Raw genomic sequence first — 26,429 nt, forward strand, 5'->3', positions numbered from 1 at the left:
TGATTCTCACCCCGGATGTAAAACCAGGTTGGCTGTATTGACGTTTACCCATTCTGTTGACAGATTGTAGGGCATGAGGGGCATTTCATGGAGAATCCGTACTGCAACTCAGTCGTTTTTGCGAAAGGAATCCCCATCTCTCTCAACGCCTTCGGGCACCACCGACCGGACCGGGTAAAACATAAATAAAGGTCTGGCGGATATATGCAATGCAAACAACATCACATTTGGAGCAGAATAATGAGTATTTCCTTGAAAAAGTCAGGGATGCTGAAGCTTGGTCTGAGCTTGGTTGCCATGACCGTCGCAGCAAGCGTACAAGCGAAAACCTTGGTTTATTGTTCAGAAGGCTCGCCGGAAGGCTTTAACCCGCAGCTCTTCACCTCTGGCACCACCTATGACGCCAGCTCAGTGCCGATTTATAACCGCCTGGTTGAATTCAAAACCGGCACCACGGAAGTTATTCCGGGCCTGGCCGAGAAATGGGAAGTCAGCGAAGACGGTAAAACCTATACCTTCCATCTGCGTAAAGACGTGAAGTGGCAGGATAATAAAGATTTTAAACCGACTCGCGCGCTGAACGCCGATGACGTCGTCTTCTCGTTCGACAGACAAAAAAATGTCAATAACCCGTACCATAAAGTGTCTGGCGGCAGCTATGAATACTTCGAAGGGATGGGGCTTTCCGACCTGATTAGCGAAGTGAAGAAAGTGGACGATAATACCGTCCAGTTCGTGCTAACTCGTCCGGAATCTCCGTTCCTCGCCGATCTGGCGATGGACTTTGCTTCTATCCTGTCAAAAGAGTATGCCGACAACATGCTGAAAGCCGGTACGCCGGAGAAAGTGGACCTGAACCCAATCGGTACCGGCCCATTCCAGCTGCTGCAATATCAAAAAGACTCCCGTATTCTCTATAAAGCTTTCCCGGGCTACTGGGGCACCAAGCCGCAGATCGATCGTCTTGTCTTCTCCATTACGCCTGATGCTTCCGTGCGCTACGCTAAGCTGCAGAAAAACGAGTGCCAGGTGATGCCGTACCCGAACCCGGCAGATATCGCGCGCATGAAGGAAGACAAAAACATCACTCTGATGGAGCAGCCGGGTCTGAACGTCGGCTACCTCTCTTTTAACACCGAGAAGAAACCGCTGGATGATGTCAAAGTTCGTCAGGCGCTGACCTACGCGGTAAACAAAGAAGCGATTATCAAAGCCGTTTATCAGGGCGCAGGCCAGGCCGCGAAGAACCTGATCCCGCCAACCATGTGGGGCTATAACGACGATGTTAAAGACTACACCTACGATCCAGAGAAAGCGAAAGCGCTGCTGAAAGAAGCGGGTCTGGAAAAAGGCTTCAGCATTGACCTGTGGGCGATGCCGGTACAGCGTCCGTACAACCCGAACGCACGCCGTATGGCAGAGATGATTCAGGCTGACTGGGCCAAAGTGGGCGTTCAGGCCAAGATTGTCACCTTCGAGTGGGGTGAGTACCTGAAGCGCGCGAAAGCGGGCGAACACCAGACCGTGATGATGGGCTGGACCGGCGATAACGGGGATCCGGATAACTTCTTCGCCACCCTGTTCAGCTGCGCGGCGGCGAAAGATGGTTCTAACTACTCTCGCTGGTGCTACAAGCCGTTTGAAGACCTGATTCAACCGGCTCGCGCAACCGACGACCACAACAAGCGTATTGAGCTGTACAAACAAGCTCAGGTGGTGATGCATGACCAGGCTCCGGCGCTGATCGTCGCTCACTCCACCGTCTATGAGCCAGTACGTAAAGAAGTCAAAGGCTATGTGGTCGATCCGTTAGGTAAACATCACTTCGATAACGTCTCTATCGAATAATAAGCAATACGGTCCTCTCCTTTGAGGGAGAGGGCTGGGGTGAGGGTGGAGAAGCCGCCCCCTCACCCTTACTCTCTCCCCCTGTGGTGAGAGGGCGTTTACTTTTGTGAGCAATACAGACGTCCCGTCACCAGGCGGGCCGTCACTAGAGAGAATCCGGGTTATGTTGCAGTTCATTCTCCGACGTTTGGGACTTGTCATCCCAACATTTATCGGTATTACCCTTCTCACTTTTGCCTTTGTCCATATGATCCCCGGTGACCCGGTGATGATTATGGCGGGCGAACGTGGAATTTCCCCTGAACGTCATGCGCAGCTGCTGGCCGAAATGGGCCTTGATAAGCCGATGTGGCAGCAGTACGTCAACTATATTTGGGGCGTGATGCACGGTGATTTGGGCATCTCGCTGAAAAGCCGTATTCCCGTATGGGAAGAGTTCGTACCGCGCTTTAAGGCCACCATGGAACTGGGCGTCTGCGCGATGATTTTCGCCGTCGCCGTTGGGATCCCGGTAGGCGTGCTGGCAGCGGTCAAACGCGGCTCTATCTTCGATCACACCTCGGTTGGTCTCGCGCTGACCGGCTACTCCATGCCTATCTTCTGGTGGGGCATGATGCTGATTATGCTGGTGTCGGTACAACTCAACCTGACGCCGGTCTCCGGGCGTATCAGCGATACCGTGTTCCTTGACGATACCCTCCCGCTGACCGGGTTTATGCTGATTGATACCGCGATTTGGGGTGAGCCGGGCGACTTTATCGATGCGGTAATGCATATGATTCTGCCTGCCGTGGTGCTGGGCACCATCCCGCTGGCGGTGATTGTGCGTATGACCCGCTCGTCGATGCTGGAAGTGCTGGGTGAGGATTATATCCGTACCGCGCGCGCCAAAGGGCTGACGCGTATGCGGGTGATCATCGTTCATGCTCTGCGTAACGCGATGCTGCCGGTGGTGACGGTAATCGGACTGCAGGTTGGTACGCTGCTGGCGGGTGCTATCCTGACCGAAACTATCTTCTCCTGGCCGGGCCTTGGCCGCTGGCTGATTGACGCGCTGCAGCGCCGCGATTATCCGGTGGTGCAGGGTGGGGTACTGCTGGTGGCGACGATGATCATCCTCGTCAACCTGCTGGTAGACCTGTTGTACGGCGTGGTGAACCCGCGTATCCGGCATAAGAAGTAAGGGGCCACCATGTCACAAGTTACTGAAAATAAAGTTGTTGCCGCACCGGTGCCGATGACCCCTCTGCAGGAGTTCTGGCACTATTTTAAACGCAATAAAGGCGCCGTCGTGGGTCTGGTCTACGTGGCGGTCATGATTTTTATCGCCGTGTTTGCCAACTTCATTGCGCCCTATAACCCGGCGGATCAGTTCCGCGATACGCTGCTGGCCCCGCCGTTCTGGCAGGATGGCGGGAGCATAAGCCATCTGCTCGGTACCGACGACGTTGGCCGCGATATCCTGTCGCGTCTGATGTACGGCGCGCGCCTGTCGCTGCTGGTCGGCTGTCTGGTGGTGGTGCTGTCGCTGATCCTCGGCGTGGTGCTCGGTCTGGTTGCGGGCTACTTCGGCGGCGTTGTTGATTCTGTCATCATGCGCGTTGTTGATATTATGCTGGCCCTGCCGAGCCTGCTGCTGGCGCTGGTGTTGGTGGCTATCTTCGGCCCCTCAATCGTGAACGCCTCGCTGGCCCTGACCTTTGTCGCCTTGCCGCATTACGTACGTCTGACCCGCGCTGCGGTACTGGTGGAAGTGAACCGCGACTACGTGACCGCTTCTCGTGTGGCGGGCGCCGGGGCGATGCGCCAGATGTTCGTTAATATTCTTCCTAACTGCCTCGCGCCGCTGATTGTTCAGGCGTCGCTGGGCTTCTCTAACGCCATTCTCGATATGGCTGCTCTTGGCTTCCTTGGCATGGGTGCGCAGCCGCCGACACCGGAGTGGGGCACGATGCTCTCCGACGTGTTGCAGTTCGCGCAGAGCGCCTGGTGGGTCGTCACCTTCCCGGGTGTCGCGATTCTGCTGACGGTGCTGGCATTTAACCTGATGGGTGACGGTCTGCGTGACGCGCTCGATCCCAAACTGAAGCAGTAAGAGGTTCGAGATGGCGTTATTAAATGTAGATAAACTATCGGTGCACTTCGGAGACGAAGGGACACCGTTCCGCGCCGTAGACCGCGTGAGCTACAGCGTAAATCAGGGTGAAGTGGTCGGCATCGTCGGTGAATCAGGATCGGGTAAATCGGTCAGTTCGCTGGCGATTATGGGCCTGATTGACTACCCCGGTCGGGTAATGGCTGAAAAGCTGGAATTTAACGGGCGCGACCTGAAGCGTATTTCCGAAAAAGAGCGCCGCCAGCTGGTGGGCGCGGAAGTGGCGATGATCTTCCAGGACCCGATGACCAGCCTCAACCCGTGCTACACCGTGGGTTACCAGATTATGGAAGCCATTAAGGTGCACCAGGGCGGCAACAAGAAAACGCGTATCCAGCGGGCGATTGACCTGCTGACGCTGGTCGGTATTCCCGATCCGGCTTCTCGTCTTGATGTCTATCCGCACCAGCTTTCCGGTGGGATGAGCCAGCGTGTGATGATTGCGATGGCCATTGCCTGTCGGCCAAAGCTGCTGATTGCCGATGAACCCACAACGGCGCTGGATGTGACTATCCAGGCGCAGATCATCGAGCTGCTGCTGGAACTACAGCAGAAAGAGAATATGGCGCTGATCCTGATCACTCACGATCTGGCGCTGGTAGCCGAAGCGGCGCACAAAATTATTGTGATGTACGCCGGTCAGGTAGTGGAAACCGGCGATGCGAAAGATATCTTCCGCGCGCCGCGCCACCCATACACCCAGGCGCTGCTGCGCGCGCTGCCGGAGTTTGCTCAGGATAAAGCGCGGCTGGCTTCGCTGCCGGGCGTGGTACCGGGGAAATACGACCGCCCGAACGGCTGTCTGCTTAACCCACGCTGCCCCTATGCAACAGACAAATGCCGCAGCGAAGAACCTGAACTGAACCTGCTGAGCGGCGGTCGCCAGTCAAAATGTCATTACCCACTTGATGATGCCGGGAGGCCTGGGCTATGAGTACGCATGAGGCCACCACGCAACAGCCTCTGTTGCTGGCCACCGATCTGAAAAAATACTACCCGGTGAAGAAAGGGCTATTTGCCCCGGAACGCCTGGTGAAAGCGCTGGACGGTGTTTCGTTTATCCTTGAACGCGGCAAAACGCTGGCGGTCGTGGGGGAATCCGGCTGCGGTAAGTCAACGCTCGGTCGCCTGCTGACGATGATTGAAATCCCCACCGGCGGCGAGCTGTATTACCAGGGGCAGGATTTGCTCAAGCACGACCCGCATGCGCAAAAGCTGCGTCGGCAGAAAATCCAGATTGTGTTCCAGAACCCCTACGGTTCGCTGAACCCACGTAAAAAGGTGGGGCAGATTCTGGAGGAGCCGCTGCAAATCAACACCAGCTTAAGCAAAGAGCAACGACGTGAGAAAGCGTTGGCGATGATGGCGAAAGTGGGCCTGAAAACTGAGCACTATGATCGCTATCCGCATATGTTCTCCGGCGGTCAGCGTCAGCGTATTGCTATCGCTCGCGGCCTGATGCTTGATCCGGACGTGGTGATCGCCGACGAACCGGTTTCTGCGCTGGACGTTTCGGTGCGCGCGCAGGTGCTGAACCTGATGATGGATTTACAGCAGGAGCTGGGGCTTTCTTACGTCTTTATCTCCCACGACCTGTCGGTGGTGGAGCACATTGCTGACGAAGTGATGGTGATGTATTTAGGCCGCTGCGTGGAGAAAGGGTCGAAGGACCAAATCTTCAACAACCCGCAGCATCCGTATACTCAGGCGCTGTTGTCAGCGACGCCGCGCCTGAACCCGGACGACCGTCGTGAGCGTATCAAGCTGACCGGCGAGCTGCCAAGCCCGCTGAATCCGCCTCCGGGCTGCGCGTTTAACGCCCGCTGCCGTCGCCGCTTCGGCCCATGCACCCAGCTTCAGCCGCAGCTGAAGGATTATGGCGGCCAACTGGTGGCCTGCTTTGCCGTCGATCAGGATCAAAACGGCGAGAAGCCGCTGAGCTGACTTTTGTATCCTGAATCAGGTATAGCCCCCGGCGGCGGGGGCTACGGGTTGACAGCTGTCTGTGGACTGGTAGCCCGGACAGATGCGTAGCATCGCCTCCGGGAAAGGTGGCGGACAAGATGCCTCGGCGTGGCGTCTTCCCGGCGGCGCTGCGCTGACCGGGCTACAAGTTGACAGCCGTCAGCGGTTTGGTAGCCCGGACAGATGCGTAGCATCGCCTCCGGGAAATGTGGCGGACAAGATGCCTCGGTGTGGCGTCTTCCCGGTGGCGCTGCGCTGACCGGCTACAGGTTCACAGTGATCTGCAGGTTTAGTTTAGTAGCCCGGACAGATGCGTAGCATCGCCTCCGGGAAAGGTGGCGGACAAGATGCCTCGGCGTGGCGTCTTCCCGGTGGCGCTGCGCTGACCGGCTACAGGTTCATAGTGATCTGCAGGTTTAGTAGCCCGGCTGAGGCGTTTACGCCGCAAGCCGGGAAGTTCCTGAAAGCGACTTAATGCACCACTTCATCGCCGTTATCAATCGGCGACCAGTCGACTTTTCCTTCTTCCCTAACCTGTCGCCAGGCCATAAAGGTCAGGAACAATGTTGCGACGCCATAGCCAAACGTCACCGTGGGCGAAGCGTTGAGCGCCATCTGATGGCCGTGAATAAAGCCGAAGAACGACAATACCGTGGCCGCTGCGGCATAAAGCGCCGCCCAGTTAAAGCGCCGGTCGATAATGAACGCGGCAATCGCACCCATCATTAACCCCGCCAACACCGCGCCGCCCCCGGTGGTTGCCATACCGTGATACAGCACGCCGTTGTTGGCCATCGTATTGACGACGTCTGCCGGGAGATTGACGGTATTCGCGCCGGCGGCCGCCAGTGCGCCATCGACCTGGGTCTTTGCCCATTCGGCGATATTTGGTACCAGCGCCAACACGATCGCCGGAGCGTGGCGTTTCGGCGAAACCTGGAACGCCTGAGCGCCAATGACCAGACCGATAAACAGCAGAATAGGTACGATCGCGACCAGTGGGATGATGGAGAGTAGCAGCGCGGTGAGGCCCAGGAAGCAGACGATTGCCATACAAACACCGGTTGCCAGCGAATAACCAATACGCCCGCCCATCGCTTTCCAGCCCGGATGACCGATATAAACCGCAGGGGGAAACGGCGAACCCAGCAGCGCGCCGACAATTGCGCCCAGCCCGTCAGCCGCCAGTACCGCGCGCAGGTTGTAGCTATCGCCGCCTACCGCTGCGGATTCGACGTTATTGAGGATTTCGGTGAAGTTGAAGATCCCTAACGGTATCGCCGTCACCAGCAGCGGCCAGACCAGGCTCATCGGGACGTTAAAGACATCGGTAGAAAGTGTGGGTAAATAGAGTGAGAAACGGCCCGCCGCCTCTTTGACTTCCGCCGGATTCATAATGTCGCTAAAGCCAAGCCAGGTCGCGCCCCAGCCCAGCAGGCAGCCCACCAGAACCACCGCCAGCCCGCCCGGCAGACCGAACGGCAGCCGCACGTTGCCGACCCAGTTGAGCAGGATAATCGCGAAGCAAACAATGCCAATCCAGGCGGTATCAAACATCTGATACGCCGGGCGCATGGCGATAAACGCAATCGCAATCCCCGCCAGCGTCCCCAGCATTGCGGCGCGCGGCGTATATTTACGAATTGCCGGGCCAACCAGCACGCCTGCCAGCACAATAAGGCCGACAATCATCGCCCAGATAAGCCCGAGCTTCCACGCCAGCATCCAGTCTTTATGGATAAGCAGCGTTGGCAGCATGACAACGAACACCACAATGAACATGTGCGGCACGCTTGGCCCGTATGGCAGGGCGGTCACTGTGTCGCGACCCTCGCGTTTTGCCATCCGCCAGGCAAGCCAGGCGTAAAACAGATTACCCAGCGGCAGCGCGATACCTAACGCTGGTAGGATGCGGCCATAGACGGTGGTCGCCGGGATTTGCGCGACGTACAGCGCGAGGCCTGACAGGACCAGCACGTTCAGTAATACGTTGGTAAAGAGTCCGAAAAAAGCGTTGAGATCGCCCGTCACCCATAGCCGTGGACGAAATGTGAGTTTTCCTTGCTCCATAATCCTTCTCCTGAAGTTATTCAGTCATGTGGTGGCCGGTGTATGCCCGCCAACCGCCGAGGTCGGTGATCTCCGGCTGGCCTTCAACCAGCCAGGATTCCGCCAGAACGCCCAACACTTCACTACCGTCGTCCAGTAACACTTTGCCGATACAGAGTCCGGCAGGTTCTTTTTGCAGAATATTCCCCAGTCCGGCAGGAGGAACCGCCCAGATTTCCAGCGCGATGTTTGCGCCGTTATCCGGTGAACGAATCATTCCAGGATGATCGTCGTTGATGCTCCAACAGCGGTAGCAGGGGGCCGTTTTATCCTCACGAACGAATTCGGCATTAACTGCAAGCATGTTGGGGTTTAGCTTCAGGCCACGCATTAGCGTGCCGTTAACTGCAAGCAGGATTTTGCTCTCTGACATCGTTTTTATCCTTATTTATACCCGTCATACTTCAAGTTGCTTGTGCGTTGGCTACACTCGTTCGCCCGAATCACTTACTCAAGTAAGCTCATCGGGACTTTCTCGCTTGCCGCCTTCCTGCAACTCGAATTATTTAGGGTATATACCCGAATATAGGGCCGCCATTCGCCGTGCGCATGGCGGCGTAAAATTAACTGGTAAACCGGGTGCCGCCGTTGCCGTTAGCGGCTCGGACAATGGCCTCCGGGCTGGTGATAAGCCCGACGCCTTGCGGATTGCCTTTGATGTAAGTCAGCATGGCTTCAACTTTTGGTGCCATGCTGCCCGCGCCGAACTGGCCGGTTTGTAGCAGGGTTTCGGCTTCTGCTAACGTCAGGGTGTCGAGCCAGCGCTGTTCTGGCGTGCCGAAGCCGATGGCGACCTGCTCAACGCCGGTCGGAATCAGCAACATGTCCGCCTGCAATTCGCAGGCCAGCAGCGCCGATGCGCGGTCTTTATCAATGACCGCCTGGGCGGCAATAAGCTTGCCAGACGTATCGCGCCAGACCGGAATACCGCCGCCGCCGCAGGCAATGACTAAGACATTTTGTTCAAGCAGGGTGCGAATAACCGGCGTTTCAATAACTTCTTTCGGTGCCGGTGATGCCACAACGCGTCGCCAGCCGCGGCCCGAATCTTCTGCGATATCCCAGCCCTGAGCTGCCGCCAGCGTCTCCGCCGTTCCCTGAGTCATATAGTCGCCGATAGGCTTATCGGGATGGCTGAAGGCGGCATCGTTTGGGTCTATCAACGTTTGCGTCACCAGCGCGACAACGGGCGTGTTGCCGATGCCGCGAGCGGTCAACGCGTTGTTTAGCGCGTTTTGAAACATAAAGCCAATTGCGCCCTGGGTATCGCCGACCGCGTACTCCAGCGGCACGCCGGGGACAGCGTCTTTGGCGATTTCGCTACGGCGCAGGATAAAACCCACCTGCGGGCCATTACCGTGCGTCAACACCACGCGCCAGCCTGCGGCAATCAGATCAACCACGTTTTCAGCGGTGGCTTTTACTGCTTCGTACTGCTGTTCCAGCGCATTTTCTCCGGGGTTGCGGATCAATGCATTACCGCCAACTGCGACGACGGCAATTTTCGTTTTATTCATGGTCAGCTCCTTCTGCCAGCGCGCGAAGCGCGGCGGTAAAGCAGGCCAGCGGCGCAGTGGTGATCCCGGCACCGATCTGCCCTACGCCCGCGCGTTTATGCGCAATCCCGGTGTTGATGACCGGGAGAATATTGCGATCAACCACGTAGCGGGCATCGATACCGCAGCCGCTACCGGCAAAGTTCAGCGCGGGCAGCGTGAACGCCGGATGGGTGGCGAGGGTGATTTCCTGCATCGTCAGGCTATGACGGACGGCATCGGCTGGCGTGCCGCCGACGAATTTAACGATGGCCGGGGAGGCTGCCATCGCAAATCCGCCGATCCCGGCTGTTTCGGTAATTGCCGAGTCGCCTAAATCGGCTGCCGCATCGTCGATACCGTAGCCCGGAAAGAACAGGCCATCGACCGGGTTTGCGGGAGCCTGGAACCAGCGGTCACCGGTACCGGAGAGGCGAATGCCGAAGTTAACGCCGTTGCGCGCCATTACCGTAACCAGCGAGCTGTGCGGGACATCACAGGCGGCATCCAGCATTGATTTACAGGCAGCCATCGAAAGATTAAGGAAGAAATGGTCGTTGGCGGCGATAAACTCCAGCGCTTCCGGACCGTGTTGAATACGCGCCAGATGCGGTGCCAGGCGTTTAAAGAACAGCCCGCTCGCTGCCGCATTGCGGTTATGACACTCATCGCCCATATGCAGCGCCTGGGCAATCAACGGCTTGAGTTCGATTTCGCCGCTCAGCGCCAGCGCCTGCTTCAGCGCGGGGGCCAGCACATCACCCATCCAGGCCAGGCGGTTAAGAACATCCTCGTTATTGGCCCCGAAACGCAGAACTTTGCCGAGCCCCTCGTTGAAGTTACAAAACGCGCGATTGCCGTGAGTGCGGTTTTCTACAATCCACACCGGCATGGAAGGACTGATAATCCCTGCCATCGGCCCGGTGGCGTGGTGGTGATGACACGGTTCGAGATCGACCAGCCCCGTCGCCGCCATTTGCATCGCTTCTTCCGTGCTGCTGGCCCAGCCTTCAAAAACAATCGCGCCAGCAATCGCGCCCTGCATCGGGCCGCACATATCGCTCCAGGCGATCGGTGGTCCGGCATGAAGAATTTTGCGTATACCGTTCAGGCCGGAGATCGCCTCGCGGGCCCTGGCGACATCGACCAGTACCGGCTGGGCATCCAGATAGCGCTGTAGCGCCTGTTCGTTAGCGGCTTTTATACGTTCGTCGGCCAGCAGGGTCGCCAGCGTCCAGCCCACCTGTTCATCACCCTGCGCCACGGGTTGCCATTGCAGATGAAGCACTTCGCCACCGGCTTCGCGCAGATTATCGGCAAAACTTTCCAGTCCGAGATTGATAACCGAAAGCGGTTGTTGAAATAAGGTCGTCATAGTTTATTTCCGTTGTTGCGCGATAAATGCCGCCAGGCGAGCGGCCTCGATATTGCTGTCAGCCACCAGGACGCCAGCGCTTTGCAGCAGCGTTATCTGCTGCGCTCTGTCCTGTGGATCGGTATCCGTGCCGCAGACATGAGCAAGCAAGACAATATGGCGCTGTTCAGTGGCTTCAATGCGCTGAATTTCTTCGATAATGGGTAGCAGGGCGCTGCACGGCGCGATGCTGGCGCCATAGCCCAGCACGATGTCGAATAGCAGGACGGCGGTGCGCGGGTCCAGCGCTTCTGAGAGCAGACGCGCGTTACGTAGCTCCGGGTCAATCATTGGATGCGGGCGTCCCTGGGTGAATTCATCATCGCCCATATCCACCAGACTGTGGCCGTGGCCATGATGTTTATCCTGCAGCGCCCGTGCGCCCGTTACCGGGGCATTGGATTCACAGGATAGCCCTGCCGCCTGGAGCGCGAGCTGGGCTTCGTAGCAGAAAGTCCCGCCTGCGAAAACGCCGCGAATATCGGTTTGCTCCGCGGTCATCTCGCGAATCGATTGCACCGCTTGCTGCCGTAAAGCTTCAGGTAAGGAATGGCTGGCGGCGGCCGTTTCTCCCCGCAGCGTGGCGACCGCGATATCCGCGGCATGCTGCAGGCTGTGGGCTGGGATGATGCCATACGTCAGCAGCGTCGCGTCGCTTGTCCCGAGGAAATGGGCTACAACCGGTTTGCCACACTGACGGGCGGATTCCAGCACTTTTTCCATGATGGCGGGTGACGGGGGTTTGGAGATCAGTGCAATAAGCTGCGTTTCGGGATCGTCCGCCAGCATGGCGATCCCTTGCAGCATGCTCAGACCGCCGATCTCTTCATGTAGATCGCGGCCGCCGGTACCGATGGCTTGCGAAACACCTTCGCCGAGGTGGTGAATGCGGCAGCTTACTTCCTGCAAACCGGTGCCGGAAGCGGCGACCAGGCCAATCGCACCACGGCGAACCACGTTGGCAAAACCCAACGGCATGCCGTTGATGATGGCGGTACCGCAGTCCGGCCCCATCACCAGCAGGTCACGCTCGCGGGCGTACTGTTTAATTGCCGCTTCCTGACATTCCGGGACGTTGTCGCTAAAGAGCATCACGTGCAGCCCGGCGCTCAGGGCTTTAAGCGCCTCGGCGGCGGCGTAGCTGCCGGGAACCGAAATCAGCGCCAGATTAGCCTGCGCGGACGCTCCTACACCTGCGGCGATGCTGGTGGCCGGGCGTCGGGTTGTACCTTCGGTGTTTTCCGTTGTGGCTGGAGGGCTCAGTAATTCACCCGCCAGCGTCAGCGCCTGTTTTGCCGTTTCGTCATCGGCCAGCAGGGCAATAAGCAGATCGTTAGGTCGGGCTTCAAGCGTAATGGGCATTCCCGCATCGCGCATGCGTTCGATATTGGCCGCCGTCGCCATGGCGACAGAAGCTTGCTCAACGCCCTCTAATGCATTGAGTTTTGCGGAAACCTGCATCAGTGAAACGGAGTCTTTATACAGGTTAGGGAAGCATTGGTAATGCAGAGTCATTTCCTGTCCTCGGGCAATAAGAGGCCACCGCCACAGATGTGGCGGAATGGGGTTATTACCAGTTGTCGAAAAATTAGTTTTGCAGCGCGCCGATAATGCTGGCTGAATCGCTGACCCAGCCGACGATGGCCCCCTGGGCTTTCATCATGTCGAGCGCGGCGCGGTGGAATTCTGGAAAGTAGGAGGCGCAGCAGTCTTCCGGGATGACCAGCTCGTAACCTCTATCGTTGGCTTCTCTGGCCGTGGTTTGCACGCACACTTCCGTGGTCACGCCGCAGATGATCAGCGATTTAATGCCGCGAGTTTGCAGAATCAGCCCCAGGTCGGTGGCGTAAAAAGCGCCCTTGCCGGGTTTATCGATAATCGGTTCACCGGTGAGTGGCGCGAGTTCAGGGATGATGTCGTGCCCTTGTTCGCCGCGAATTAAGATGCGTCCCATCGGACCGGATTCGCCGATAAATGTTTTCCCGCCGCGTGTTTTTTTCGCCGGGGGACAGTCCGCCATATCCACGCGATGACCTTCGCGGGTGTGAATAATAAATAACCCTGAGGCTCGGGCTTGTTCCAGCAGTTGACGGCATGGCGCGATAGTCCGGCGCAGATGCGAGACGTCATTACCCAGCACCTCGCCAAAACCAGCGGGTTCGACAAAGTCGCGCTGCATATCGATGATGACCAGCGCAGTGCTGGCAGGATCAAACGTGAAATCAAAAGGTTGAGCTTGAATAGTACGCATAAACGATCCCTTGTTAGCTATGACTACACTCGCAGTGTATGGACAGAACGCGATGGCTGCGCAGAAAGGTTTTCTGCTTATCCCTCAAAAAATATGAGGGATAAATCCATATCGGCAAGGCAAAATGGCTGGGGTCCTGATGCCGTGGGGATTACGGCGAACAGGGGATATCAGCCGGTCGGTCAAGGGGGCGAAAATGGATGTGCAAAAGTGTGACCCTCCTCGGGAAATAAGGTTAACGTATGGCTTTGAATGCACTAAAACATTGCGCCAGGCTGACTTCTGGACAAGCGGGGCGCGTGCACTCGGTCTTCACCCACGCCTGTAATCTGCTCATGCCGAACGGTGAGCTCTGGGTTGTGCAAACCCGGGAAATGCCGCTGGCCCCCAACGGTATCATTGTCGACGTCGACGATTTGCGACATCGTTTTACCGCCGGGATGAGCGTGGCCTGTTTACCCTGCGGGGGCGATGTGTCGATGCTCGGTTCGAGTCCCGTCTCTACGCAGCTTATTTCTGCCGGGAACGCCGCGAATTTACGGCGTTTCGCCAGCGCATTATCTATTTTCCTCGCAGGGCAACCCTGCAATGGTATTCGGCTGGCCTTGCAGCAAGAGCCCGCGCTGGCTGATGTCTATCAACGCTTTACCCGCTGGCTGATGAATGGTGAAGGCGATGTGGTTCCCCTGCTGCGTTTTCTGATTGGGCGCGGGGAGGGGCTAACGCCCTCAGGCGATGATTTCCTGGTGGGCGTATTGCTGGTCATGGAGAACTGGCTGCATCCCCGGCTGTCCTCGCTGCGCCAGGCCATTCCCCCACTGTTGTCAGCTACCACGGATATCAGCCGGGAAATGCTGGGACATGCGTGTCAGGGGCGCTATAGCCAGCATTTGTTAGCGCTGATGGCGACCCCTGCGGTTAATTTTCCTGCGGTTGCTGGATATGGTCATACGTCTGGTCTGGATATGCTGGCCGGGATGGCGGCGGGGGTCAGCGTTTTATCAACCCGGTCAACTGAGATCGGTTAAAAATCCTTCGATGACATCCGCCCGCTGCAACTGCGTCAGCCACCAGTGGCAGCAAGGGCGAGGCGGCTCGTTTTGCCAGGCCAGAAAAAGTGGCGTCGGCGGTTTACTGACGTTCACCGGCACGCTAACGAGTCTGCCGTCGTCAATGTAGCGCTGGCAAAAATGGCGGGGAAGGAAGCCAATGCCCAGACCGTGGAGATGCATCGTAATTTTGCTGTGGTAATCGGGAGCGAGCAGCGCTTTTTGGCCGCGCAGTTGCCAGGCAACCTGTGGCTCGAGCTGCACGGAAGTATCCTGGATACAGATTGCCGGGTAGCGGCGCAGATCTTCTGCCTGTAGCGGGCGGTGAACCGCCGCCAGTGGATGGTCGGGCGCAATAGCGAACAACCACTCAACAGCGGGCATTTCTGCACAAAGGACTTCACCGTGGCGTACCACCTGGTTAGGCGCGCCGATAGCGATATCCGCACGCTTTTCCAGCAGCGCGTCCCAGACGCCATCATGCACATCAATACTCAACTGAATTTCCGTTTGCGGGAAGTGGTGCTCACTTTGCTTCAACAGCGCGTAAAGAGGTTGCAGGCTAATAATGTTATTGAGCGAGAGTCTTAAGCTCGTTTCGGTGCCACTGGCAATACGACGAGTGGTGTGCTGCAACTCTCCCAGTTCGCTCAGGATCAACTGCCCTTTTTTGATAAAATAACGGCCCGCTTCCGTCAGGATCAGCTGTTTGCCCTGGCGCTCAAACAGTTTGGCGCCCAGCTCGTTTTCCAGTTTATGCACCGTATAGCTGAGAGCCGTGGGCACCTTATGCAGCTCTTCGGCGGCAGCGCTAAAGTTGCCACAGCGCGCGATGGTGACGATGACGTTCAATGCCTGGACGCTTATCAACATACCCTCTTCCTACCGATATACCCGTCATCCTTCAAGCTGCCTCTTTGTTGGCTGCACTCAGAAACCCCAGTCACATAGTTATCTATGCTCCTGGGGATTTCTACCCTTGCCGCCTCGATGCATCTCGAATGATTTTGTGTATAGACTGAAAAACCCCTTCACGATCGGGAACATAAAACGAACATTTATCGAATATAGAGGATCTTAAATCACTATGTCTATCAACTAAGCTAACTATATGAATATATTTTATTTTACGCTTTTCAAGCCTTCAGATGGTCTAAAAGGGGGGCAGCAATGATTTCTGATGCTGTTCTTTGTTGTTCGGTCAACTCATTATATTCCTGGTTTTCAGATAACATCCTGATCTATTTATTTTAAGTCTGAGCTTTATTTATTATTTTCATTAATTCTGTTAAGTGATTTCTAAATGGATTAAAAAATATTAAAATGTATTCTCGTTAGTATTCTACAGGCGTGTATTACGCCAGGTTTTAAAATTTAAACAGTATAAAAAACTACTCTAGGTGAATGACCCGGCGGGTTACGTGGGTTTTGACGGCGCTGCCGCCCAAAAAATGGGGCTATCATTTTGAAAAGAAACTGATAGTGTAGCCGCACTACCACTATGGAATTATACCAACCTGGCTTATTCAAAATTATTAAAGCTGTACTAAAGTAACCGTGTTGTGACAGACATAGCGCTGGTTAAATGTTCAAAAAACAACAAATTAAACTATGCTTTAGCAGCGTAGAATGACAATTAAAACAGATTAAATATGATGTATTTAAAATCATGAGGTTATCTATGAACCATTATGATGATTTGCAGCGCTTCAAGGAAAAGACGCGGACACACAGTCTAAAATTCAAGGACCTCTCATCAGAAGCTGCCGCCAGTGAAAAAGGGGATTGGGTTATTCTCAATCAACTTATTCCCGTAGCGGAAGAATCCTCTATCGCTATGGGTGGATCGGTTTCATTACCCGTGCCACAGCTGGTACCTGTTGATATGTTCCGCAGGGTCGAGGCCGTACCTCCGACACCGCCGGTTGCTCCGGCGGTGATACTTGAACCTGTAGCAGTACAACCCATTGCCGCGACTGAAAAAACCGTACCGGTCGCCGTGGAGTTCATTGTGCCGGAAAACGTCGTGCCGCCGATCCCTGTTCCTCAGGTTGAGATTCCCCAACCGGTACCTGCCAGCGTCCCCGCACCTGCAATCAAACCTCGTCAGGCCATCGTGCCGACGGCGGAAAGCTACGCCCATCTCTTCGCGACGAAAACCGTGGAGCCGGAACCGGTAGCGAAAGATAAAAACCAGCCCCTGAAATCACTCTTAGAAAGGATTGCGACATGCCGCTGATCTGCGTGTGTTCCCCGAAAGGCGGCGTAGGAAAAACGACCCTCGCGGCAAACCTGGCCTGGGCGCTGGCCCGCGCGGGCAGTAAAGTTCTGGCCCTCGATTTTGATGTGCAGAACGCCCTGCGCCTGCATTTTGGCGTGCCTCTTAGCGATGAGCGCGGCTTTGTCGCGAAAGCGCTGGAGCTGCATGACTGGAGCCAGTGCGTGCTCAGCGCTGGTAGCAATATTTTCGTCCTGCCCTATGGCGACGTGAGTGAAGCGCAGCGCCAGGCTTTTGATGAGCGCCTGGCCCATGACGAGCATTTTTTGACCCGCGGCCTGGCGGCATTACTCAATTATCCGGGGTTGATTACTATTGCCGACCTGCCGCCGGGGCCTTCACCCGCGCTGACGGCACTGACGGCGCTTGCTGACCTGCATCTGGTGCCGTTGCTGGCGGATACTGCCTCGATGTCGACCCTGTCGCAGGTCGAAAAGCAGCGTTTAACCGGGGGGGCGCTTAACCATAAACACGGACACTATTTTGTGATTAACCAGAGCGATAATCGCCGTCAGGTGAGTCGCGATGTCACCGCGTTGATGGAAGAAAAACTGGGTGACCGCCTGCTGGGCGTCATTCATCGTGATGAAAGCGTGGTAGAGGCGAATGCTTCTCAGAAGTCGATTCTTGACTTTAGTTCATCCTCCGCAGCCGCCTTTGATATTGAAATCATAGCCAAAAAAATCTCTGCGCAGTTGGGTATCAATATTGGCGATGGCACGGTACACAGCCAGCCTCGCATGTCAGGGCATTAATTTAATTGCAGGGCCGCTGAATGAAAAAATCTCTTTTCTGGTTGCTGGTACTGGTGCTCTCGCCTATTGCCGTGCTGGTGGTGATCACGCCGATGGACAGCCAAAAGCAGTATATTTTTGGCTTGCTGAGCATCGGCATTCTCTTCGTCATGGGTTTTAGTAAAAACCGCAGCATTTCGGTCATTATGGTCGTGACATCGCTGCTGATGTCGACCCGTTATATGTATTTCCGCCTGACGCAGACCCTGCATTTTAACTCCACAATCGAGGCGATTCTGGGGATGGGACTGTTCCTGGCGGAAGTCTATATCTGGGTGATGCTGCTGCTGAACTACCTGCAAACGGTGTGGCCGCTGAAGCGCGAAATCGTTCCGCTGCCGGATGACATGAGCACCTGGCCGACGGTAGATATCTATATTCCGAGCTATAACGAACCGCTTGATGTGGTTCGTGATACCGTGCTGGCCGCGCAGTGCATTGATTATCCAAAAGATAAATTAAAAATCTATTTACTGGATGATGGTAAGCGCAATGAGTTTGCGGTATTCGCCGCCGACGTCGGGGTGGGGTATATCACCCGTAACGATAACAAACACGCCAAGGCGGGTAATCTCAACCACGCGATGACCCTGACCAACGGCGAGCTAATCTGCGTCTTTGACTGTGACCACGTGGCGACCCGCGTCTTCTTACAGGCGACGGTCGGCGGGTTCCTCAATGATCCGATGCTGGCGCTGGTGCAGACCCCGCACTACTTCTATTCGCCAGACCCGTTCGAGCGCAACCTCTCCGTGGGCCGCAACATCCCCAACGAAGGGATGCTGTTCTATGGCCCAATTCAGCAGGGTAACGATAACTGGAACGCGACCTTCTTCTGCGGCTCCTGCGCCGTGATTCGTCGCGCCGCGCTGGAGCAGATTGGCGGCTTTGCGGTAGAAACCGTCACCGAAGACGCCCATACCGCACTGAAGTTCCAGCGTCTGGGCTGGAAATCGGCGTTCCTTGATATTCCACTGGCGGCCGGTTTAGCCACTGAACGTCTGGTGGTGCACGTGATTCAGCGTACCCGCTGGGCGCGCGGGATGACGCAAATTTTCCGTCTCGATAACCCGTTACTGGGGCGTGGGCTGACGTTCCAGCAGCGTCTGTGCTACCTCAGCGCCATGCTTTACTATCAGTTTGCCCTGCCGCGCGTGGTGTTTGTCACCGCGCCGCTGGCTTACCTGCTGTTTAACCTGAATATTATCTACTCCTCGGCGAGCCTGATTGTCTCCTACGCGTTGCCGCATCTGTTCCTGGCGATTTACGTGGGATCGCGGATGAACGGCCGCTATCGCTACAGCTTCTGGGGCGAAATTTACGATATCGTGTTGGCATTCCACCTGGTGCTGCCGACGCTGGTGACGATGATTTTCCCCAAACGCGGGAAGTTTAACGTTACCGATAAAGGCGGCCTGCTGGACGTTGGCTACTTCGACTTTACCGTCGTCAGGCCGCATCTGGTCGTTGCCTGCCTGCTGGGCCTGGGCGTGGTGGTCGGCATCGTCCGCGCTGTCGGCCACGATTATTTTGGTTCAGATCCTAACGTTATTGCGCTCAACGTTGGTTGGGGAATTTACAGCCTGATCTTTCTGCTGGCCGCTATTGCCGTGGCGCGCGAAACCCGCCAGGTGCGCAAAACGATTCGTATCGATGTCGATATTCCGGTGCTTATTCATTATGCCAGCGGCATTGTCTCGCGTAGCCACACCGCCGACCTGTCGATGGGCGGCTGCCGCATTAGCGCGCCGGATAAGCGTCACCAGCAGGATGAGATTGAAGAGATTGAGCTGATTCTCCAGTCAGGCGCTATCTCGATTCCCGTCCGCCAGGTGACCGCTGACGATCGCTTTATTCGTCTGCAATTCGATGAAAATATTCCGCTTTCGCGCCGTCGCGAACTGGTGCGCGTGGTGCTGGCCCGCGCCGATGCGTGGATTAATCCGCCGCGCCCGCAGGACAACCCGTTCCGCTCTTTCGTCACCATTTTGCGTTGTGTGTTTGAACTGTTCTGGCTGACGTGGAAAACACGCCGCAGCCAGCGTCGCCAGCCGCCTGCTGCGAAGCCCGCGCAGGAGGATGGTCACCTATGAAACGTTTAACGACGCTTGCGCTGCTGGTCGGAATGTTCTCCGCACCTGCGCTACACAGTGAAGAAACACCTGCGAACTCGTTGCCGCAGCTCAATTTCCCGCTGTTTAACGCGGGGGTCGACAGCGCGCCGGTTGCTGAACCCGCGCCTGCGGATGAATCGAATTCGGCGGCCACAACGGAAAGCACCGCAGAGCCGGCTTCACTGCCCGCGATGCCGACTCCGGTAACCCCCAGCGTACCTGATACGGTGCCATTAACCCCGATTGTGGGCGGGAACCTGAACCTGGTGCAGATGGGAATGCCGGACGGCATCATCCTCAGCGGCGGACAAAGCCAGGGTGGCGCTGATTTTACGCTGCCTTCCGATCAGGTGGTGACGCATGCCCAACTGATGCTCGAGATTAAAGTCTCGCCGGAGATGGCCACCCGTAACGCCACGCTGCAATTAATGCTCAACGGTCAGCCGCTCGGCACCTTGCCGCTGGGAGCTGACGGGGAAGATATCTCACACTACCAGCTGGATATTCCGGCTGCGCTGATGGTATCGAGCAATAACCTGAGCTTTAAGATTAACGACGGCGACGCCATGCAGTGTCGGCTTGATATTCACGACACGTCGCGAGTAACAATTTTGCCCACCTCGCACTTTAGCTGGGAGAGTCAGCAGCTCAATATCAGCAATGATTTAAGCCACTTCCCGCGCCCGTTCTTTGACAGCATGCAGATGACCCCGGCGGATATTGCTATCGCTTACCCGGAAAAACCGACGGCGGACGTCTTCAGCGCAGCGGCGCTGGTGTCGTCATGGCTGGGTATTCAGGCTGATTATCGCGGTATTGCATTCGACGCACTGCGCGATCGTCTGCCGGAGAAGCACGGCATTATTATTGGTCATCCCGGCGAGCAGGTTGGCGGACTGACGCTGCCGCAAACCGATAAACCGTTGTTGCAGATCGTTGAGAACCCCGGCAACCCGGCCTATAAGCTGCTGCTGATTGTTGGCCAAAATGACGCCGCGCTGCGGATGGCGGCCTGGCGGCTGACTCGCGGCGATTTTGCCCCGCAGACCCCCAGCTTGAATGTGGAGCTGCAGGCCATTCCAGTCGGCAAACCGTATGATGCGCCGCGCTGGATCCCAACCGATCGTCCGGTAAAAATCAGTGAATTGATCCGCCAGGATCAAAGCATGACCGTCAGCGGCGTGTGGCACGAGCCGCTGCGCGTGGCCTTCCGCGCCGCGCCGGACCTCTATCTGTGGGATGGCGAAACCATTCCTTTGCAGATTGGCTATCGTTTCCCGTCGGAAAACTGGATCAATGAGGATAAATCGCTGCTGAGCGTGACGCTCAACAACACCTTCCTTAACAACTTGCCGATGAACAAGCAGGGGCCGCTGGAGAAACTCTGGCGTCATCTGGGCGGCGATGCACGTCAGGAGCGTTTTACCATCCCGTTAGCACCGTATCTGATTTACGGTGATAACCAGCTTTCGCTCTATTTCAATCTGGTGCCGAAGGATAACGCGCCCTGTGCGGTGCTGATGAATAGCAATATTAAGAGCCGAATCACCGATGATTCGTGGATTGATTTGAGCAGTACGCGACACTTCTCGCTGCTGCCCAATCTTTCCTATTTTGTCGGTGCCTCATTCCCGTTCTCACGGTTGGCGGACTACTCGCAAACCACTCTGCTGCTCCCGGAGAGGCCTTCGGAAACCCAGGTGGCGACAATGCTGAACCTGGCCGCGCGTTCGGGTAATTCGACCGGGAAAGCGCTGGTCAATAACCGCGTGGTGCTTGGCCTTCCTGAAGGCGGTGCGAATTCGTCGTTGCTGCGCGATCGCGACGTACTGGCGGTGAGCTCGCTGGACCAGAAAGCGTTTAACCAGCGTCTGCTGGCCGATTCCCCCTATAACCCGGTTGATAATCTGCTGAGCGTGCGCGAACCGGCATTGTGGCCAAAAATCCAGCGCAAGCTGAGCGGCGATTGGGCTTCAGACGGTGTGGATGCTGACCGCTATTTTTCTTCCAGTAGCGCCTGGCGCGGGTTCATCAGCTACCGCTCGCCGTGGAACCCGAAGCGGGTGGTGGTGGTGGCGATGGCCAGCAACGACGATCAGCTATCGAAGTTGGAAGACGACCTTAATTCGCCGCGTATTAACGCCGGTATTCGCGGCGATACGGCGGTGATCACCAGCGATAACGGTGTGCGCAGCTTCCAGGTCAGCACGCCGTTCCCCAGCGGTCAGATGCCGTGGTACATGATGGCGGTGTGGTATGCCAACCAACACTCCGGACTGCTGGCGGTGCTGGGGCTGATTGTTACGTCGATTCTGGGACTGGCGCTGACTGCGATGTTTAAACGTCATGCCCGTAAGCGCCTGGGTTCGGGGGATAGCCAATGAAAAGAGTTAGCAGAATGAATAATAAGGCGGCCCGTCAATTTTCCACGCTGTGCCTGTCCGGCGCGCTGACGCTCGGCGCGTTTGGCGAAGCGCAGGCGGCAGGCAACGATGCGGCGCTACAGGCGCTGTTCGCACAGGCCAACTACTGGCACGAAAAATCCCACGACGAGCTGGCGATGGAATCGCTGCAAAAAGTCCTGTCGGTAGATGCTAATAACGCGCAAGCGCTGTACCTGATGGCGCTGTGGGCGCAGCAGGGGGGTAACCTTCAGGCGGCGGCCCAGTGGCGCGCGCGGCTGGAGAAAGCGGCACCCAATAGCCCTGGGATACAGGATTTGGATAGTGCTAAAAAAATGGCGCAGGTGCCGCAGGGGCAACTGAACCTGGCAAGGCAGCAGGCGCGGAGCGGTAATGTTCCCGCCGCGCTGGCGACCTGGCGAAGCATGTTTAATGGCAACGTCCCGCCTTCCGGTTTGGCAGCGGAATACTATATGACGATGGCCAGCGATAAGTCGCTCTATCCACAGGCGCTGAGCGAGCTGCGTCAGTACGTTGCACAGCATCCGCAGGAAAACGGACCGCGCGTGGCGTTAGGTAAGGCGCTGACCTGGCGTGAAGATACCCGCCGGGAAGGGATCGCCATGCTGGAGCCGATGGCCAGCGGCAGCAAAGAAGCCGATTCAGGGCTGCGCCAGGCGCTGCTGTGGATGGGGCCGCAGGCGGGGGATGAACAGTTTTACGACACCTGGATGCAGCGCCACCCGCAGGATACTGAAGTACAAAACTATTTTCGCGAACGGCGCAGTGGTCAGGCGCGTGGGCAGGGTTACTCTGACCTCAACAGCGGCAATACCGCGGCGGCGAAGCAGCAGTTTGAACAGGTCCTGCAAACCAACCCGCAGGATGCGGACGCACTGGCCGGGATGGGCTATATCGCCCAGCGCAGTGGTGATTTTCAGGCGGCCTCTCAGTATCTGAGTCGGGCCGCGGACCTTGGCGGTGATGCATCGCAGACCCGGCGTCAGCAGGCGGCGGACGCGCTATTTTATGGCCAGCTCGCCCAGGCACAGCAGGCCTATAAGCAGGGCAATATCAGCCAGGCGCTGGCGCTCTCCGCGCCGCTGGCGCAGCAGAGCGGGACGCAGGGCACGGCGGCCAAGCTGTTCCGCGCTGATGTTCTGCGCCACAACAAAGATTTACCGCAGGCCGAGCAAACGCTGCGCGCACTGGTCAACGACCAGCCGCAAAACGGCCCGGCGCGGGAGAATCTCTACTACGTTCTGCGCGAACAAAACAAGACCGCAGAAGCCCAGGCGATGCTGCGAACGCTGCCGGAAAGCCTGCAGCAGAAATTGCAGCCGCGAGTGGTCACCGGAATGCCGGGGGATTCGCTGCGTCGACAGGCGCAGGAACAGGCTAGCGGCGGCAACGTGGCGGGCGCAATCGCCACGCTGCGTCAGGGTGTTTCTCGCTATCCAGATGACGCGTGGATGCGTCTCGATCTGGCCCGGTTGCTGCAAAAATCTGGCAACGACGGCGAGGCAAACTCGATCATGACCGCCGCTTATCGTCCCGGTGCCAGCAGTAATTCACTGTACGCTGCCGCGCTTTTTGCCAGCGAGAACGGCGGGTGGCAGCAGGCGCAAACTCTGCTGGCAAGAATTCCTCCCGCTAGCCAGACCAGCCAGATGCGCGACCTGCATCAGCGGGTGAACTACAACCTGCAGCTGGCAACGGCGCAAAGCTACCTGGCGCAGGGTAACACCGTTGCAGCCTCCAATACGCTCAGGGCGATGGCCGCAACGCCGCCAAAAGCCCCGGCGGATGTCGGCAAACTGGCGCGGTTGCTGGCCCAGAGCGGCGATGTCACCACCGCGGTATCGCTGGTGCGCAACAATATTAACGGCGGTATCTCGGGCAATGCCGGGGATTACGCCGACCAGGTGACGGTGCTTAATCAGGCGGGCCTGACTAACGAAGCGCAGAGGCTGCTAACCAACCCGCAGCTGCAGGCGAGCAGTACGCCGACGCAGCTGGCCAGCATTCGCAACGGTTACGTGATTAACGAAGCGGATCATCTGCGCGAGCAGGGCAATTACGCGGCGGCGTACGACAAACTGATGGGTGCGATGCAAAGCGACCCGCAAAATACCGACCTGATGTTCGCCATGGCGCGTCTCTATCAGAGTGGCAAAATGAACAAAGAGGCCGGGGTGGTTTATGACTACCTGATGACTCGCGATACGCCGACCCAGGATGCGCGCAGCGGAGCGATTGATGTCGCGCTGTCGGCGGGCGATAACGATCGGGCGGAACAGCTGGCGGGCGGACTGCGTCCGGATAACTCTCCGGACCGTTTGCTGCTGTTGGCGCGCGTCGCTGAATCGCAGGGGCATCACCAGCAGGCGATGACGTACCTGCGCAGCGCGCGCGGCAGGTTGTTGGGGCAACAGAGCAGCAATAGCGCGCAAACGCCCACCGTGGGCGGTGTGCTGGCGGCGGATAACCCGTTTATCGGTGTTTCTCGCACCCCCACGACAACGCGCAGCGCTTCCACCTACGGGCAATATATGCCATGGCAGGTTTCCCAGGTCTCGACGGGGGAAGGCAGCACGCTGCCGGGGATCCAGCGTCCTGACCTGCCGGTTGAAACCGCGCAGACCCGCATGCTGCGCCAGGTGGATAGCATGATGGAGACGCTGCAGGAAAAAACCGGCACCTGGCTACAGGGCGGCATGGAAGTTCGCGGCCGCGATGGCGAATCCGGCACCAGCAAGCTGACTGAAATGAAAACGCCGCTGACCTGGTCTTCCTCGCCGTTTGGCGATTCGCGTTTTGACTTTACCGTCACGCCGATTACGTTGAATGCCGGAACGGCAACCGGTGACGCCTGGCGGCGCTATGGCGCGAACCCGCTGTCGAATGCGGTCTCCAATATGATTTCTACCGCCACCAGCGAACAGGCGGCGATTGCGGCGATGACCGATACTGAGCGCACGACCTACTTTGCCAGCAATCCAGGGGCAGAGGCGTTGAGCGATCTCGGCACGTTGAATGCCTCGGATTACAACGCGACGACCAGTAGCGGCATGGAGAATCTGGCGAAGCTGGGGACCTATGACTCCGGGCAGGTTGCCAGCTATCTGGCCTCCTCAAACCTGAAGCCGAATGTCGATCAGGCCAGCGGCTCGACGGATTCGCAGAAGGCGAACGGCGTGGAACTGGCGCTGGCGCTGAGCGGCGATCAATACCGTGTCGATATCGGCAGTACCCCGCTGGGTCAGGATCTTAATACTGTCGTGGGCGGCGTGAAGTGGTCGCCGAAGTTGACCAATTATCTGTCGTTAATTTTCACCGGTGAGCGTCGTTCACTGACCGATAGCCTGCTCTCTTACGTCGGCCTGAAGGATTCCTACTCAGGCAAAACCTGGGGTCAGGTGACGAAAAACGGCGGCACCCTGCAACTGAGCTATGACGATGGCGATGCGGGTTTTTACGTCGGCGGCGGGGGCTATAGCTACCTTGGTCAAAACGTCGCCAGCAACACCAGCATTAACGCCAACGCCGGGGTTTACCTGCGGCCTTATCACGATGAATATCGTCAGTTGCAAACCGGGTTGAGTATGAGCTACATGGATTACTCGAAAAACCTGAGCTACTTCACCTATGGGCAAGGGGGCTACTTCAGCCCGCAGAATTACGTTAGCGTGTCGCTGCCGGTCAGCCTGACGGAAAAATATGATAACTGGACGATGAAACTTGGCGGCTCGGTGGGCTACCAATCTTACAGCCAGGATAAGAGCGCTTATTTCCCGACTAACTCCGAATGGCAGCAAACGCTTGAGACCGCGGTGACCAATGGTTTTGCCAAAGAAGCCTACTATTCAGCGACGTCGAAGAGCGGGATCGGCTACACCCTACGCGCCGGAGCGGATTACAAAGTCAACAAACAGATGTCGCTCGGCGGCCAGATTGGCTATGACACCTTCGGCGATTATAACGAAAGCACCGCCGGCCTCTATATCCGCTACATGCTGGGAGATAACTGATCATGACGGAGAATAATAATGCGCTGGTGACGACCTGGTTTCAGCAGCAGCAAACGCCTGCCGGATGGTTCGATCTGCTGCTGATTATGGTTGATGGCATGGTTAACAACGCTGGAGAACTGGAAAGCCAGCCCTTTCTGCGTCAGATGGGGGAGGCGTTGGCTGATGAGCATCCGTTGCCGGAATCGGAGACGGTCGGGCAACTGGAGGCCAATATCAATGCGCAACTGAGCCGTTTCCAGTGGGGGCTTGTCACCGTTGACGTCAGCGACGATGGTCTGCGATTGCGCCATCAGGCACTGCCAGTGAGTCGCGATGAAGCGCGTCGCGTCCGCTGGTGTAATGCATTTTGTGCCATACTCGAGGGGCTTTATTCCCGCTGGCTACAGGGGCAGGGTGGTGGTGCGCACGTGGTTTTGCAGCGCGAGCGGCTGTTTTCGGTCTCTGACGTTCAGTTTCTTTACTTCCATCCATAACGGGTGAA

19 protein-coding genes and 1 pseudogene are annotated in these 26,429 nt (G+C 57.1%); 13 read left to right on the forward strand and 7 right to left on the reverse strand.

What is annotated here, in order from left to right; translation table 11 throughout:
- Positions 1 to 240: 240 nt before the first annotated feature.
- The 6 genes from dppA (at position 241) to DA718_RS01280 (ending at position 6,227) form a co-directional block, all read left to right on the forward strand.
- Positions 241 to 1,848: a dipeptide ABC transporter periplasmic-binding protein DppA gene (gene dppA, locus DA718_RS01255; protein ID WP_112215990.1), complete on the forward strand. Its 1,608-nt coding sequence runs from the start codon at positions 241 to 243 to the stop codon at positions 1,846 to 1,848.
- A gap of 163 nt (positions 1,849 to 2,011) precedes the next feature.
- Positions 2,012 to 3,031, forward strand: coding sequence for a dipeptide ABC transporter permease DppB (dppB, locus tag DA718_RS01260; RefSeq protein ID WP_112215991.1), 1,020 nt, complete (start codon positions 2,012 to 2,014; stop codon positions 3,029 to 3,031).
- A gap of 9 nt (positions 3,032 to 3,040) precedes the next feature.
- The gene (gene dppC / locus DA718_RS01265; protein ID WP_112215992.1) at positions 3,041 to 3,943 is read left to right on the forward strand and encodes a dipeptide ABC transporter permease DppC; all 903 of its coding nucleotides are present in this window, start codon (positions 3,041 to 3,043) and stop codon (positions 3,941 to 3,943) included.
- Between the two features lie 10 nt (positions 3,944 to 3,953).
- Positions 3,954 to 4,937 carry a dipeptide ABC transporter ATP-binding protein gene (gene dppD / locus DA718_RS01270; RefSeq protein WP_112215993.1) on the forward strand — a complete coding sequence of 328 codons (984 nt, stop codon included), beginning with the start codon at positions 3,954 to 3,956 and terminating at the stop codon, positions 4,935 to 4,937.
- Entirely contained in the window at positions 4,934 to 5,947 is a 1,014-nt protein-coding gene (gene dppF, locus DA718_RS01275; protein ID WP_112215994.1) for a dipeptide ABC transporter ATP-binding subunit DppF, read from the forward strand. Before dppD ends, dppF begins: the two co-directional genes overlap by 4 nt.
- Before the next feature lie 82 nt (positions 5,948 to 6,029).
- Positions 6,030 to 6,227 carry a hypothetical protein gene (locus DA718_RS01280; RefSeq protein ID WP_130624340.1) on the forward strand — a complete coding sequence of 66 codons (198 nt, stop codon included), beginning with the start codon at positions 6,030 to 6,032 and terminating at the stop codon, positions 6,225 to 6,227.
- A 212-nt stretch (positions 6,228 to 6,439) separates the two neighbouring features.
- Here DA718_RS01280 and DA718_RS01285 read toward each other — a convergent pair whose 3' ends face one another.
- The 6 genes from DA718_RS01285 to DA718_RS01310 form a co-directional block, all read right to left on the reverse strand.
- The gene (locus DA718_RS01285) at positions 6,440 to 8,038 is read right to left on the reverse strand and encodes a regulator (RefSeq protein WP_110276229.1); all 1,599 of its coding nucleotides are present in this window, start codon (positions 8,036 to 8,038) and stop codon (positions 6,440 to 6,442) included.
- A gap of 16 nt (positions 8,039 to 8,054) precedes the next feature.
- Complete coding sequence (locus DA718_RS01290) at positions 8,055 to 8,450, reverse strand: allophanate hydrolase-related protein (protein ID WP_112215995.1); 396 nt, start codon at positions 8,448 to 8,450, stop codon at positions 8,055 to 8,057.
- A 190-nt stretch (positions 8,451 to 8,640) separates the two neighbouring features.
- Complete coding sequence (locus DA718_RS01295; protein WP_112215996.1) at positions 8,641 to 9,594, reverse strand: carbamate kinase; 954 nt, start codon at positions 9,592 to 9,594, stop codon at positions 8,641 to 8,643.
- Complete coding sequence (locus tag DA718_RS01300; protein WP_112215997.1) at positions 9,587 to 10,987, reverse strand: YlbE family protein; 1,401 nt, start codon at positions 10,985 to 10,987, stop codon at positions 9,587 to 9,589. Before DA718_RS01300 ends, DA718_RS01295 begins: the two co-directional genes overlap by 8 nt.
- Positions 10,988 to 10,990: 3 nt before the next feature.
- Positions 10,991 to 12,541, reverse strand: a complete 1,551-nt coding sequence (fdrA, locus tag DA718_RS01305) for an acyl-CoA synthetase FdrA (RefSeq protein ID WP_112215998.1) — start codon at positions 12,539 to 12,541, stop codon at positions 10,991 to 10,993.
- Between the two features lie 73 nt (positions 12,542 to 12,614).
- Positions 12,615 to 13,277, reverse strand: a complete 663-nt coding sequence (locus DA718_RS01310) for a cysteine hydrolase family protein (protein WP_112215999.1) — start codon at positions 13,275 to 13,277, stop codon at positions 12,615 to 12,617.
- A gap of 242 nt (positions 13,278 to 13,519) precedes the next feature.
- Here DA718_RS01310 and DA718_RS01315 point away from each other — a divergent pair, with 242 nt between their 5' ends.
- Positions 13,520 to 14,305, forward strand: a complete 786-nt coding sequence (locus DA718_RS01315; RefSeq protein WP_112216000.1) for an oxamate carbamoyltransferase subunit AllH family protein — start codon at positions 13,520 to 13,522, stop codon at positions 14,303 to 14,305.
- Here DA718_RS01315 and DA718_RS01320 read toward each other — a convergent pair.
- Positions 14,288 to 15,199, reverse strand: coding sequence for a LysR substrate-binding domain-containing protein (locus DA718_RS01320; RefSeq protein WP_112216001.1), 912 nt, complete (start codon positions 15,197 to 15,199; stop codon positions 14,288 to 14,290). The genes DA718_RS01315 and DA718_RS01320 overlap by 18 nt on opposite strands.
- Before the next feature lie 808 nt (positions 15,200 to 16,007).
- On the opposite strand from DA718_RS01320, the gene bcsO reads away from it, so the two are divergent.
- The 6 genes and pseudogenes from bcsO to bcsD all read left to right on the forward strand — a co-directional run bounded on the left by bcsO (position 16,008) and on the right by bcsD (position 26,421).
- Positions 16,008 to 16,565, forward strand: a complete 558-nt coding sequence (gene bcsO, locus DA718_RS01325) for a cellulose biosynthesis protein BcsO (RefSeq protein ID WP_112216002.1) — start codon at positions 16,008 to 16,010, stop codon at positions 16,563 to 16,565.
- A gap of 1 nt (position 16,566) precedes the next feature.
- Positions 16,567 to 17,359, forward strand: a pseudogene (gene bcsQ, locus DA718_RS01330) (cellulose biosynthesis protein BcsQ).
- A 20-nt stretch (positions 17,360 to 17,379) separates the two neighbouring features.
- The gene (gene bcsA / locus DA718_RS01335) at positions 17,380 to 19,491 is read left to right on the forward strand and encodes a UDP-forming cellulose synthase catalytic subunit (protein ID WP_112216004.1); all 2,112 of its coding nucleotides are present in this window, start codon (positions 17,380 to 17,382) and stop codon (positions 19,489 to 19,491) included.
- Positions 19,488 to 21,896, forward strand: a complete 2,409-nt coding sequence (gene bcsB / locus DA718_RS01340; protein ID WP_112216005.1) for a cellulose biosynthesis cyclic di-GMP-binding regulatory protein BcsB — start codon at positions 19,488 to 19,490, stop codon at positions 21,894 to 21,896. The genes bcsA and bcsB overlap by 4 nt, the downstream gene beginning before the upstream one ends.
- Positions 21,893 to 25,945: a cellulose biosynthesis protein BcsC gene (locus tag DA718_RS01345; RefSeq protein WP_112216006.1), complete on the forward strand. Its 4,053-nt coding sequence runs from the start codon at positions 21,893 to 21,895 to the stop codon at positions 25,943 to 25,945. Before bcsB ends, DA718_RS01345 begins: the two co-directional genes overlap by 4 nt.
- Positions 25,945 to 26,421: a cellulose biosynthesis protein BcsD gene (gene bcsD / locus DA718_RS01350; protein ID WP_167492845.1), complete on the forward strand. Its 477-nt coding sequence runs from the start codon at positions 25,945 to 25,947 to the stop codon at positions 26,419 to 26,421. Before DA718_RS01345 ends, bcsD begins: the two co-directional genes overlap by 1 nt.
- Positions 26,422 to 26,429: the final 8 nt, after the last annotated feature.

This window comes from Klebsiella huaxiensis (genome assembly GCF_003261575.2).
In the GTDB taxonomy this organism is placed as follows: Bacteria; Pseudomonadota; Gammaproteobacteria; order Enterobacterales; family Enterobacteriaceae; genus Klebsiella; species Klebsiella huaxiensis.